This is a genomic window from Mycobacterium malmoense, from assembly GCF_019645855.1.
In the GTDB taxonomy this organism is placed as follows: domain Bacteria; phylum Actinomycetota; class Actinomycetes; order Mycobacteriales; family Mycobacteriaceae; genus Mycobacterium; species Mycobacterium malmoense.
In genome coordinates this window covers 5,272,938-5,285,530 of the sequence record NZ_CP080999.1, presented here as the reverse complement: position 1 = coordinate 5,285,530, position 12,593 = coordinate 5,272,938, and the positions used below count along the sequence as shown (strand labels likewise).

Sequence of the window (12,593 nt, the reverse complement as noted above, 5' to 3'; positions counted from 1 at the left end):
CAGTAGGTACGCAAGCGACGCACGTGTAGCTTCCCCGAATGTGACCACGAGACGAATTTGAAGCCGGCGGGCCCAGCGGATAAAACTTGTGAATACGCGATCGGTTAGCAGGCATTAGACTGGCCGATCATTCGCAGGACATGCGACTGCGAGAACGTTCGGAGGAAATATGTCGTGGACCGTACAGCCAGAGGCTGTCTTGGCATCGGCTGGAGCCGAATCGGCGATCAGCGCGGAAATCGAGTCGGCGGCCGCGGCGGCCGCGCCGGCGCTGGTCGGCACGACGCCGATGGGAAATGACCCCGACTCGGCGCTGTTCAACACCGCGCTGAGCGCCTGCGGCGGCGCTTACCTGGGCGTGGTCCAGGAGCACTCCCTTCAGCGCGGATTGTTCGCCGGGACGCAGAGCGTCGCGTCGTGCGTCTACACCGCCACCGAAGCGGCGCGCGGCTTGGCGCTAGGGCTGTAAGCGGCGCTTATGCCTGACCCGGGGTGGGCTGCGCGTCCACCCGAAGCGAACGATCTTCTGATCAAGACCGGGACCGGTGTGGCCACGATGTTGGCCAATCACGCGGCGTGGATCGCCTTGGGCGCCAGCCATCACGCTTCGGCGAGCGCGTCGATGAGCAACACCGCCGTGACCTCCGCAAGCTGGCTGGGGGCGGGGTCGGCGGGTTCGGCCGCCAGCGCCACCATGCTCAACGCCTCGCTGCACGGGTTGGCCGGCTGGGTGGACGTGAAGCCGGCGGTGGTGGCGGCCGCAATCTCGGCGTACCAGACGGCCTATGCCGGCATGCGTCCGGCTCCGGAGTGCAACGCCAACCGTGACGAATCGGCGGCCGACAACATCGCCAATCCGAGTGTGCTGTGGACGCTGACCCCGCGAATCGTCTCGCTGGACACCGAATATTTCGGCGTGATGTGGCCCAACAACTCCGCGGTCGGCGCCGGCTACGGCGGGATTCTGGCCGGGCTGGCCGAAAGCCTGGCAATCCCCCCGCCGGTGGCGGCCATGGGTGCCTCGCCGGCGGCCCCGGCGGAGGCGGCCTCGGCGATCGGCCAGGCGGCGGGCGATGCCGCCGCCGGCGACGGAATGCGCGCGGCCTACCAGGGCGTGTCCTCGGTCACCAACGGCGCCGGCGCACCGACCTCGGCCGGCGAGGATGTGGGCGGGCAGGTCGGCAAGTTCATGGAGCCGGTGCAGTCGATGATGGGCACCGTCCCGCAGGTGCTGCAAGCACCCGCGGGACTGATGCAGGCGCCGATGAGCGCGCTGCAGCCGGCATCCTCGATGATGGGCATGTTCGCAAGCCCCGGCGCCGGACTCGGGGCGGGCGCCGGCACGCCGGCCTCCGCGGTGTCGGCGGTCGGCGGGATTTCCGCGGCGCCGGGGGCGGCCGGCGGCGGTGGCGCGTCACTCGGCGGCGCGGGCGTGCCCGCGACCAGCTTCACCCGTCCCGTCAGCGTCTTCGAGCCCGTAAGCAGCGGCCGACCGGTGGGGCTGCGTCCCAGCGGCGCGTTGGGCGCCGAGTCGGTGCGCCCGCAGACGACGACCACGACGGGTGGTACCGGGATCGGTGGCATGCCGGTGGGCCACGCGGCCGGCGGGCACCGCGGATCCCACAACAAATCCGAGCAGCCCGCCACCGTGCGCGTCGTCGACGAAAGAGCCTGAAACGGCCTGCTCAACGGGTGAATCGACACAACGGAATAGCGCCCATACACTTCGACGCATGCCCCCGGGACCAAACGGGAATCAATTGGGGACCTGCCTAATCGGATAAGGAGTAATCACAGTGACAATCAAGGTGACACCGCAGTTGCTGCGTAGCACCGCCCATGACATTCAGGCGAACATGGAGCACGCACTTTCGATCGCCCAGGGCTATCTGGCTAACCAGGAAAACGTGATGAACCCGGCGACCTGGTCCGGTGGGGGCGTCATCGCCTCCCACGTCACCGCCATGGAAGTTTCGAATGACCTGAGCAAAATCCTGACGGGCGGCACACGTCTGGCCGAGGGCCTGGCGCAGGCCGCGGCATTGATGGAGGGGCACGAGGCCGACGCGCAAACCGCGTTTCAATCCTTGTTCGGCGGCGCTGCCCAAAACGTTTAGTGATTCTCCCGATATTTCATTCCTGAAAGGAACTTCGCCATGGACGATCCCATCACTTACAACCCCGGCGCCGTCGCCGACTTCGCGTCGGACGTGGGTTCCCGCGCCGGCCAACTCCACGCCATTCACACCGACGTTTCGAACAAGACCAATGCGCTGCAAGAGTTTTTCGCCGGCCATGGCGCCACGGGATTTTTCGACGCTCAATACCAAATGCTGTCGGGACTGCAGGGCCTCATCGACACCGTGCGCCAGCACGGTCAGACGACCAACCACGTGCTGGACGCCGCGATCAGCACCGACCAGCAAATTCACGGCCTGTTCTGAAATTCCACAACCCGCGGCGCCGGCGGCGCCAACCGGGCCGCGACCGAGGTGGGGCACCGATACCCGCGAGTGCCCCACCTTTGGTGTCCGACGACCCGCTTGAGGTGAAAGTGGCGTGCTGACAACGACAATCGACGGCCTGTGGATGCTGCAAGCGGTGACCGGGGTGGAGCAGCTATGCCCCGAGCTCGGTTTGCGGCCGCTGCTGCCGCGGCTGGAAACCGCCGACCTGGCGCTGCGGCACCCGGTGGTTTCCGAGCTGACGGCGTGCGGCGCGCTCGATGAGGCCGGCAACGCCGATCCGATGATCCGGGAATGGATGACCGTGCTCTTGCGGCGCGACCTCGGGTTGCTGCTGCACATCAACGTGCCCGGCCGCGAGCCGACGCGCGCGGCCATTTGCCGGTTCGCCAGCTGGTGGGTGGTCCTGGAGCGCCATGGCGATCTGGTGCGTCTTTACCCGGCCGGCTCCGCCGGCGACGAGGCCGCGGCCACCGAGCTGGTGGTGGGTCAAGTCGAGCGGCTGTGCGGCGTCGCCGAAGCGGCGCCGCTGCGGCCGGTCACCGTGGACACCGAGGAGCTGCTGGCGTCGGTGCATGACGCCGATAGCCTGAAATCGTTTCTGATCAACCAGCGCCTGGATGTCGACCAGCTGCAGATCGTCACCATGGCCACCGATCCGGCGCGCTCGGCGTATGCGGCGATCGTGGCGTTACAGGCCGGCGTCGGCCCGGAGAAGACGGCCCGTCTTGCGATCGGGGAGTCGGCCGTGGCCATCGTCGACACCCCGGCCGGCCGGCTATGCGTCGAAGGTGTGACTTCGGGCAATCGCCGTTACCAGGTCCTGTCGCCGGGCTCCCGCAGCGACATCGGCGTGGCGGTGCAGCGGCTCATCCGAAATCTGCCGGCGGGCGAAGAGTGGTACTCCTACCGGCGCGTGGTCTGACGGACGCGGTTAAACCGGCCGTTACAACCAATCTTGGGAATAGCAAAGCCTAACGCGCTTGTAATGCACTTCACGGATTAGTGATCGCGTAAACGACCTATCGTCAATCGTGTTAGCATCGCGGTCGTGACGACCCCTTGGAATGACCCCAATATGTTTGATGAAGAGAGGCTTGGGCGGGGGGATCCGCCGGCGGTGCGCCACCGGGATTCGGTATCGGACACTATGCGTATTACCGATTTAGCCGCCCCCCGAAAAATTCCCCCGGGTTCCGGCTGGCGAAAATTCATCTATAACATTTCGTTCCACAAGATAAATCTCGGTGAATCGCCGGGCGAACGGCATTATCGTGAATTAAGGGCACGCATTCGGCGGCATATCCGGCGGCAATTTGTGATCACCCTGGTCTCCGGCAAGGGCGGCGTGGGTGTGACGACGATGACCGCGTGCATCGGCGGCGTCTTCCGCGAGTGCCGCCCGACAAACGTGATCGCGATCGACGCGGTTCCGGGTTTCGGCACCCTGGCCGACCGGATCGACGAGTCGCCGCCCGGCGACTACACCGCCATCATCAACGACACCGACGTCCAGGGCTACGCGGACATCAGAGAACACCTGGGGCAAAACGTGGTCGGGCTCGACGTGCTGGCCGGAAACCGGACGTCGGACCAGCCCAGGCCCTTGGTGCCGGCAATGTTCGCCGGGGTATTGGCGCGGTTGCGGCGAACCCACAACGTCATGGTTGTCGACACCGCCCCCGACCTCGAACATCCCGTCATGAAGACCGTGTTGGAGAACACCGACACCCTGGTGTTTGTCTCGGGGATCACCGCGGACCGATCCCGGCCGGTGCTGCGCGCCATCGACTTCCTCAGTGCGCAGGGCTATCACGAGCTGGTTTCGCACAGCACCGTGATCATCAACCACACCGGCAGCGCCGTCGACAAGGATGCGCTGGCCTATCTGACCGAGCGGTTCACCAAGGTCGGCGCGACCGTGGAAGTGATGCCGTTCGATCCGCACCTGGCAAAGGGCGGGATCATCGACACGGTCCACGAGCTAAGAAAAAAGTCGCGGTTGCGGCTGTTTGAAATTACCGCGGGATTGGCCGACAAATATGTTCCGGAGGCCGGTGCCGAGAGGGCACAACAGTGACCGAGAGGTTGCAGCCGCATAAGGTCGCCTTCCCGGCGCGGTGTGCGGTCAACATTTCCTACGACAAACACCTGTGCTCTCAGGTATTCCCCGCGGGAACACCGGTCGAGGGATTCTTCGAGGGCATGGTCGAGCTGCTCAGCGACGACCTGAAGCGCAAAGGTTTCGACGGTGTGGCGCTGCCGCCGGGCAGCTACGAGCTGCACAAGGTCAACGGTGTGCGCCTGGACATCAACAAGAGCCTCGACGAGCTCGGCGTGCAAGACGGTGACACGTTGGTGCTGGTGCCCAGGGTCGACGGCGAATCCTTTGAGCCGCAGTACGAATCGTTGTCGACGGCATTGGCGGCCATGGGCAAGTGGCTGGGCCGCGACGGCGGCGATCGAATGTTCGCGCCGGTCACGGCGCTGACCGCCGCCCACACCGCGATCGTGGTGCTCGCCATGGCGGTCGGTGTGGTGGTGGCCCTGACGTTGCGGGAACGCACGTTCACCGACGGCCCGGTCCCGGCCGCCGTCGCCGGCGGTGTCGGTGTGCTGCTCGCCGTCGCGACGGTGGTGGTGTTTTGGGGATGGCCCGAGCGGCGCGACATGTTCAGCGGATTCGCTTGGCTGACAGTGCTTTTGCTCGCCGTGGCCGGTGGCTGCGCGCCGCCCGGGAGGCTGGGCGCACCCCATGCGCTGATCGGGCTCGTGGTGGTGATCCTGGGTGCCGTCGCGATCAGCATGGCGACACGGAAACGGTGGCAGACGGCGGCGGCCACCGCGGTCGTGACGGTGTGCGGAATCGCGGCCGCGGTGGCCGCCGCCCGGATGTTTCGGCCGGTGTCGGTACAGGTGCTGGCGATCTGCGTGTTGTTCGGTCTGCTGGTGCTGGTGCGGATGGCGCCGACGATCGCGCTCTGGGTGGCGCGGGTGCGGCCTCCGCACTTCGGATCGATCACGGGACGCGACCTATTCGCGCGCCGCGAGGGGATGCCCGTCGACACGGTCTCCCCGGTCAGCGGGAACGAAACCGAAGACGAGGACGACGAACTCACCGACATCACCGCCCGCGGCGCCGCGATCGCCGCGTCGGCGCGGTTGGTCAACGCGGTGCAGGCGGGCCTGTGCGTCGGGGTGTCGGCCGTGCTGCCGGTCGCGGTGTGGGGGGTCCTGACGCCGGGTCGTCGCTGGGCGTGGCTGGCGCTGGTGGTGGCCGGCCTCGTGGTCGGCATCTTCATCACCCAGGGCCGCGGCTTCGCCGCCAGATACCAGGCGGTCGCGCTGGTGTGCGGGGCATGTGCGGCGGTGTGCGCCGGCGTCGTCAAGTACGCGCTCGCCGGGCCGAGAAATCTCGAGACCGCGCTGATATGGCCGGTGGCGCTGGTGGTCGCCTTCGCCGCATTGGGTTTGGCCGCAGCGCTTTTGGTGCCCGCGACACGGTTCCGGCCGCTGATCCGGCTGACGGTGGAATGGCTTGAGGTGCTGGCCATGATCGTGTTGCTGCCGGCGGCCGCGGCCTTGGGAGGGCTGTTCACGTGGCTTCGCCACTGATGTCGGTGTGTACCCGCGCCGCCGCGGTTTTCGCAGCCCTGACCCTGATCGCGGTTACGGGTAACATTCCTGCGGCCCAAGCGATTTCGCCGCCCATAGTGGATCCCGCGGCGGTGCCTCCCGACGGGCCACCGCGGCCGGATCAGCCGATGCGGCGCGCCAACAGCTGCTCGGCGCCGATCACCGTGAAAACCCCCGACGTGTCGCAAACGGCGCCCGGCTTCGACCTGCTCAACATCAGCCGCGCGTGGCAATACAGCACCGGCAACGGGGTGGCCGTGGCGGTCATCGACACCGGGATCACCCCCAATCCGCGATTGCCGGCCGTTCCCGGCGGTGACTACATCATGGGCGAGGACGGCCTGTCCGACTGCGACGCCCACGGCACGGTGGTGGGCGCCATCATTGGGGCTGCGCCGCAAGGGCTTTTGCCGATGCCGCGGCCGATGCCGGCCACGCCGGCGTTCCCCCCGCCGGCCGGGCCGCCGCCGGCCACCGGGGCCGCCCCGCCCCCGGTGGAGCTCCCGCCCCCGGTCGCGCCGCCCCCGCCCCCGCCGCCGGTGACGATCACCCAGATCGTTCCGCCTCCGCCCCCGCCGCCCCCGCCGGAGGCCGGCGCGATGGCGCCCTCCAACGGGCCGCCCGACCCGCAGACCGAAGACGAACCCGCGGTGCCGCCGCCCCCGCCGGGGGCCCCCGACGGGGTGGTGGGCGTCGCTCCCCACGCGACCATCATCTCGATACGGCAGTCCTCGCGAGCCTTCGAGCCGGTCAATCCGGCCCCGGCCGACCCCAACTCGGAGGAGAAGGTCAAGGCCGGAACGCTGAACACCCTGGCGCGGGCCGTGGTCCACGCGGCGAACATGGGCGCGAGGGTGATCAACATTTCGGTGACCTCGTGCCTGCCTGCGGAGTCCTCCACCGACCAGCGGGCGTTGGGCGCGGCGGTGTGGTACGCGGCAACGGTCAAGGACGCGGTGATCGTCGCCGCGGCCGGCAACGACGGGGAAGCCGGCTGCGACAACAACCCGATGTATGACCCGCTGGACCCGTCGGATCCGCGCGACTGGCATCAGGTCAAAGTCATCTCGTCGCCGTCGTGGTTCTCCGACTATGTCCTGTCGGTGGGTGGCGTCGATGCCGGCGGCGCCCCGATCGACAAGAGCATGTCGGGTCCCTGGGTCGGCGTGGCGGGGCCCGGAACCCACATCATGGGTCTGTCGCCGCAGGGCGGCGGGCCGGTCAACGCGTACCCGCCTTCGAAGCCGGGCGAGAAAAACATGCCGTTTTGGGGCACCAGCTTCTCGGCGGCCTACGTCAGCGGCGTCGCGGCGCTGGTACGCGCGAAATACCCTGAGCTCAGCGCACATCAGGTGATCAACCGGATCGTGCAGTCGGCGCACAATCCACCGGCCGGCGTCGACAACCAGGTGGGCTATGGGCTGGTGGATCCGGTCGCCGCGTTGACGTTCAACATCCCGGCCGGCGACCGGATGCCCCCGGGCGCGCAGAGCCGGGTGATCACCCCGGCCACGCCTCCGCCGCCGCCGGATCATCGGGCACGCAACATCGCCCTCGGCTTCCTCGGCGCCGTGGTCGCCGGCGTGCTCGTGGCGGCGATCGGGGCACGGCTGCGGAGGGCGCGATGAGGTCGCGGCTGACCGGCTTCAGTCCGGGCAGCAATCGGCGGGTCGTCGGCGTGTTGGCGGTGTTCTTGCTCGCGTTGGCGGGCTGGGCGGCCGGCGGCTACCTTGGCGCCGCCGTGGCCGCGGCGGTGGGCGCCACGCTGGTGTTCGTCCGGTGGCGGGGCCAGCCGGCCTGGTCGTGGGCGGTGCTGGGGCTGCGGGGCCGGCGGCCGATCAGCTGGAGTGACCCAATTACGGTGGCCAGCAACCGATCCGGGGGCGGGGTGCGCGTGCAGGATGGTGTGGCGGTGGTGGCGGTGCAGCTGCTCGGCAGGGCGCACCGGGCCACCACGGTGACCGGCTCGGTGAGCGTCGAGACCGAAAATGTCATCGACGTCGTCGAACTGGTGCCGATGCTGGAGCACCCGCTGGGCCTGGAGCTCGACTCGATCAGCGTCGTCTCGGTCGGGTCGCGGTGCGGCAACGTCGGCGACTATCCGCGGGTGTATGACGCCGAAATCGGCACCCCGCCGTATGCGGGCCGGCGCGAAACGTGGTTGATCATTCGTTTGCCGGTGATCGATAACACGCATGCGTTGCGGTGGCGCACAACCCTTGGGGCGTCGGCCATTTCGGCGGCCCAGCGGATCGCCGGCTTGCTGCGCTGTCATGGGTTGCGCGCGAAGGTGGCCACCGCGACCGACCTGATCGAGCTCGATCGCCGGCTCGGGTGGGACGCGGTGTCCGGTAAGACGCAGAAGTGGAAAGCCATCCGCGGGGAAGCCGGGTGGATGACGACGTATGCCTACCCGGCCGAGGCGATCGCCTCCCACGCGCTCGCGCAGGCATGGACGCTGCGGGTCGACGAGGTCATCCAGAACGTGACGGTGTACCCGGGCGGGACGTGCACCGCGACGATCACCGTGCGCACGCCCACGCGGGCGCACAGTCCACCCAGCGTGATCCTGCGCCGCCTCGACGGGGAGCAAGCCGCCGCGGCGGCCGCCAACATGTGCGGTCCGCGTCCACACCTGCGCGGACTGCGGCGCAGCGCGCTGCCGGAACGCCTGATCGTCGAGGTAGGGCCGTCGGGTGTCTTGGTGGGCAAGCTGAGCAACGGCGACCGGCTGATGATCCCGGTGACCGACGCCGGCGAGCTGTCGAGGGTATTCGTGGCCGCCGACGACGCGATCGCCAAACGGATCGTGATTCGCACGGCCGGCGCCGGCGAGCGGGTCTGCGTGCACACCCGCGACATGAAGCGCTGGGCGTGCGTGCGGATGCCGACGGTGAGCGTCGTTGGCACGTCGCGGCCCGCGCCGCGCACCACCGTCAGCGTCGTCGAATACGTTCCGCGGCCGAGGGCAGGCCGCGGCGGTACACCCGGTGGCGGTTCGGATATCGCGGACATCGCGATCTCGCCCGCGCCCCGGCCGGCCACCGTGATCACCGTCGCGCCGGCCGGCACCACGCTTCCCGACGCACACGGGCATGCATTCGAGGTGGCCGTCGAGCAGGTCAGCGGTGCGATGGTGAAAGTCACTGCGGCGGGCCAAAACTGGCTGGTTGACATGGACATGTTCCGCGCCGAGAACCGCTATGTCAACCTTGAGTCAGTCGCAGTGTCGTTCGCCACATAGCTGGTCGACAACGTGAATTTGATGCGCACGATGTGCGTCGAGGATGGTGTAGACGATGGGTGATTTGCTCGCGGCGCGCAAGCATTTCGACCGCGCCATGGCAATCAGGGACCGGCAGGGGCGCGCGGCGGCGTTGCCGGAGTTCATTGCCGCCACCGACGCCGACCCGTCGATGGCCGACGCCTGGCTTGGCCGTATCGCCTGCGGCGACAACGACTTGGCATCGCTGAAACGGCTCAACGACCACCGCGAATGGCTGCACCGCGAGACCACGCGGATCGGCCGGAGCCTGGCCGCCGAGCTGCAGCTGGGCCCCTACATCGGCATCACGGTGACCGACGCGTCCCAGGTGGGCCTGGCGCTGTCGTCGGCGCTGACGATCGCCGGCGAGTACGCCGAGGCCGACGCGCTGCTGGCCAACCGTGAGTTGTTGGATTCGTGGGGCAACTATCAATGGCATCAGCTGGCCCGGGCGTTTCTGGCGTACGCCACGCAGCGCTGGCCGGACGTGTTGCTCACCGCCGCCGAGGAGCTGCCCCCGCAGGCGATCATCATGCCGGCGGTGACCGCGTCGATTTGCGCGTTGGCGGCCCACGCCGCTGCGCATCTCGGACAGGGCCGGGTGGCGCTGGACTGGCTGGATCGCGTCGACGTGGTCGGCCAGAACACGTCGTCGGGGCGGTTCGGGGCCGAGGTGTTGACGGCCTCGATCGGTCCGGCCGACATCCCGCTGCTGGTCGCCGATCTGGCGTACGTGCGGGGCATGGTTTACCGCCAGCTCCACGACGAGGACCGCGCCCAGATCTGGCTGTCGAAGGCCACCCTCAACGGGGTGCTGACCGACGCCGCCAAGGCCGCGCTGGTCGACCCGAACCTGCAGCTGGTGGTGACCGACGAAGAAACCATCGCCACCCGCACCGACAAGTGGGACGCCTCGACGGCGAAAAGCCGCGAGCAGCTCCAAGACGACGACGCGGCGCAGCGGCGCGCCGAGCTGCTGGCCGAGGGCCGCGCGCTGCTGGCCAAACAGGTGGGACTGGCGGCGGTCAAGCAGGCGGTGTCGGCGCTGGAAGACCAGCTCGAGGTGCGCGTGATGCGCCTGGAGCACGGCCTGCCGGTGGAGGGGCAGACCAACCACATGCTGCTGGTGGGACCGCCCGGCACGGGTAAGACGACCACCGCCGAGGCGCTGGGCAAGATCTATGCCGGCATGGGGATCGTGCGCCATCCCGAAATTCGGGAGGTCCGCCGATCGGACTTTTGCGGCCACTACATCGGGGAATCGGGACCCAAGACCAATGAACTGATCGAAAAGTCGCTTGGCCGAATCATTTTCATGGACGAGTTCTACTCCCTGGTCGAGCGCCACCAGGACGGAACGCCGGACATGATCGGGATGGAGGCCGTCAACCAACTCCTGGTCGCCCTGGAGGCCCACCGATTCGACTTCTGTTTCATCGGGGCGGGCTATGAGGATCAGGTCGACGAATTCCTCACCGTGAACCCGGGTTTGGCGGGCCGGTTCAACCGCAAGCTGCGGTTCGAGTCCTATTCGCCGGCCGAGATCGTCGAGATTGGCCGCCGCTACGCCGCGCCGCGCGCCAGCTTGCTCGACGACGCCGCGCAGCAGACGTTCTTGGATGCGGCCACCACCATCGGCAACTACACCACCCCCGGCGGGCGACACGGCATCGACGCCATGCAGAACGGCCGGTTCGCCCGCAACGTCATCGAACGCGCCGAGGGATACCGCGACACCCGGGTGGTCGCCCAGAAACGCGCCGGCCGGCCCGTGACCGTCGAGGACCTGCAGATCATCACCGCCGCCGACATCGAGGCCGCGGTGCGCAGCGTGTGTTCGGACAACCGCGACATGGCCGCCATCGTCTGGTGAACGCCGAATGACTTCTATCGTCCCGCGGTGGTCGGCTCGAATCGGAAAACGACGAGCCGGCCCGCCAGCGCCTCGAATTCGTCGGCCGTGCCGTCGCGCACCAGCCCCGAGCGCTTCGCGAACGCCACACCGACCGGCACCTTGACGGAGAATTGTCGCAGCACCGGGCGCGCTTCCTCGGCGGTGAGTTCGACGATCTTGACCTCGCGGGACCGTCGACCCTGGCTCAGCGTGCCGGTGCCGGCGGCGCGGGCGTTCGCCGCCCAGTCCGCACCCGGGTAGCCGGCCACCACGTAGAGGCCGCCTTGAAAATCAAACGGGGTCATCGGCGTGCTGCGCGGGCGGCCCGACTTTCGGCCGGGCACCGTCAGCACCAGGGCGGGACCCGTCGGAATCCCCAGCCGCTGGACCGCCATCATCACCCTGTTCATGGGTTTGAGGTAGCGCGGCGGACGTAGTTCGGACATGTCGGGCTCCTTACCCTAGATTCTGGCGAACAGGTCACGATGTTGGGAAACCCACTGGGCGAACGGGATCGCCGGCCGGCCGAGGATCTTCTCTACGTCGTGGGTGACCAGGGCGGGCTTGTCGAGCGTCTCGGCGAGCATCGCCGTGTAGGCGTCGGCGAAGCCGGCGCTGAATCCCAGGCCGATGAACCGTTGCCGCACCAGATCCTCCGGCACCTCCCGGTACTGCAGCGGCCGGCCCAGGACGGCGCCGATCACCCCGACCAGCTCGGAGTTGGTGAACGCCTGCGGACCGGTCAGCGGGATCCGCTGACCGACGAGCTCGTCGGTCAGCAGCGCCCGCGCGGCGACCGCCGAGATGTCGCTCTCGACGATCGGCGCGGACGAGGCCGCCGCGTATGGCCCGGACACCACGTCGCCGGAGTGGATCTGCGCCGACCACATGCCGGCGAAGTTGGTCGCGAAAACCGTGGGCCGCAGGCTCACCCAGGCCAGGCCCGATTCGACGGCAAGCCGTTCGACCTCCTTGTTGCGGTCCCCGCGAAACCGTGACGGCTGCCGGGAAAAGTCGTCGTCGGCGTTGATCGCCGACAGCGCGACCAGTTTGGTGACTCCGGCGCTCACGCACCGGGTCACCACGCCGGGCAGCTGCTCGCCCAGTGCGCGGGAGTTGAGGAATACCGCCGACGCACCCGGTAGGGCGTCGGCCACCGATCCGACCGCCTCGACGTGAGACGGGAACCCGGCGGTGGTCGGGGTGCGGGTGACCGCGCGCACGCGCGCGCCCGCGGCGACAAGTTCGTGGACGAGCGGGCGCCCGACGTTGCCGGTTGCCCCCGTTACGACGATCGTCATGGTGTGGTTCCTTCCATGAATTTTCTGCGGTA

Annotated in this window: 12 protein-coding genes; 10 read left to right on the top strand and 2 right to left on the bottom strand. The window is 68.3% G+C overall.

The annotated features are described in order from the left end of the window. The first annotated feature begins 169 nt into the window (after positions 1 to 169). The 10 genes from K3U93_RS24490 to eccA all read left to right on the top strand — a co-directional run bounded on the left by K3U93_RS24490 (position 170) and on the right by eccA (position 11,239). Positions 170 to 469 carry a PE domain-containing protein gene (locus K3U93_RS24490; RefSeq protein WP_071509602.1) on the top strand — a complete coding sequence of 100 codons (300 nt, stop codon included), beginning with the start codon at positions 170 to 172 and terminating at the stop codon, positions 467 to 469. A 9-nt stretch (positions 470 to 478) separates the two neighbouring features. Then, on the top strand, positions 479 to 1,675 hold the full coding sequence (locus K3U93_RS24485; RefSeq protein ID WP_083008568.1) for a PPE domain-containing protein: 1,197 nt from the start codon (positions 479 to 481) through the stop codon (positions 1,673 to 1,675). A 121-nt stretch (positions 1,676 to 1,796) separates the two neighbouring features. Further along, positions 1,797 to 2,117, top strand: a complete 321-nt coding sequence (locus K3U93_RS24480) for a WXG100 family type VII secretion target (RefSeq protein ID WP_071509284.1) — start codon at positions 1,797 to 1,799, stop codon at positions 2,115 to 2,117. Between the two features lie 39 nt (positions 2,118 to 2,156). Next, positions 2,157 to 2,444: a WXG100 family type VII secretion target gene (locus tag K3U93_RS24475; RefSeq protein ID WP_071509283.1), complete on the top strand. Its 288-nt coding sequence runs from the start codon at positions 2,157 to 2,159 to the stop codon at positions 2,442 to 2,444. A gap of 115 nt (positions 2,445 to 2,559) precedes the next feature. Further along, positions 2,560 to 3,390 carry an ESX secretion-associated protein EspG gene (locus tag K3U93_RS24470; RefSeq protein WP_071509282.1) on the top strand — a complete coding sequence of 277 codons (831 nt, stop codon included), beginning with the start codon at positions 2,560 to 2,562 and terminating at the stop codon, positions 3,388 to 3,390. A gap of 126 nt (positions 3,391 to 3,516) precedes the next feature. Next, a complete protein-coding gene (locus K3U93_RS24465; RefSeq protein ID WP_139796713.1) occupies positions 3,517 to 4,545 on the top strand; it encodes a MinD/ParA family ATP-binding protein in 1,029 nt (342 codons plus the stop codon). 8 nt (positions 4,546 to 4,553) lie between these two features. Continuing rightward, positions 4,554 to 6,080 (top strand): type VII secretion integral membrane protein EccD, encoded by a 1,527-nt coding sequence (gene eccD, locus K3U93_RS24460; RefSeq protein WP_083009092.1) that lies wholly within the window; start codon positions 4,554 to 4,556, stop codon positions 6,078 to 6,080. Further along, positions 6,065 to 7,729 carry a type VII secretion-associated serine protease mycosin gene (mycP, locus tag K3U93_RS24455; protein ID WP_220688569.1) on the top strand — a complete coding sequence of 555 codons (1,665 nt, stop codon included), beginning with the start codon at positions 6,065 to 6,067 and terminating at the stop codon, positions 7,727 to 7,729. The genes eccD and mycP overlap by 16 nt, the downstream gene beginning before the upstream one ends. Next, entirely contained in the window at positions 7,726 to 9,345 is a 1,620-nt protein-coding gene (eccE, locus tag K3U93_RS24450) for a type VII secretion protein EccE (RefSeq protein WP_071511849.1), read from the top strand. Before mycP ends, eccE begins: the two co-directional genes overlap by 4 nt. Positions 9,346 to 9,400: 55 nt before the next feature. After that, complete coding sequence (gene eccA, locus K3U93_RS24445) at positions 9,401 to 11,239, top strand: type VII secretion AAA-ATPase EccA (protein ID WP_071511850.1); 1,839 nt, start codon at positions 9,401 to 9,403, stop codon at positions 11,237 to 11,239. A 14-nt stretch (positions 11,240 to 11,253) separates the two neighbouring features. On the opposite strand, the gene K3U93_RS24440 is transcribed toward eccA, so the two are convergent. Together K3U93_RS24440 and K3U93_RS24435 are read right to left on the bottom strand one after the other, a co-directional pair. After that, positions 11,254 to 11,706, bottom strand: coding sequence for a nitroreductase family deazaflavin-dependent oxidoreductase (locus K3U93_RS24440; RefSeq protein WP_071511851.1), 453 nt, complete (start codon positions 11,704 to 11,706; stop codon positions 11,254 to 11,256). A 15-nt stretch (positions 11,707 to 11,721) separates the two neighbouring features. Next, complete coding sequence (locus tag K3U93_RS24435; RefSeq protein ID WP_071511852.1) at positions 11,722 to 12,561, bottom strand: NAD(P)H-binding protein; 840 nt, start codon at positions 12,559 to 12,561, stop codon at positions 11,722 to 11,724. Positions 12,562 to 12,593: the final 32 nt, after the last annotated feature.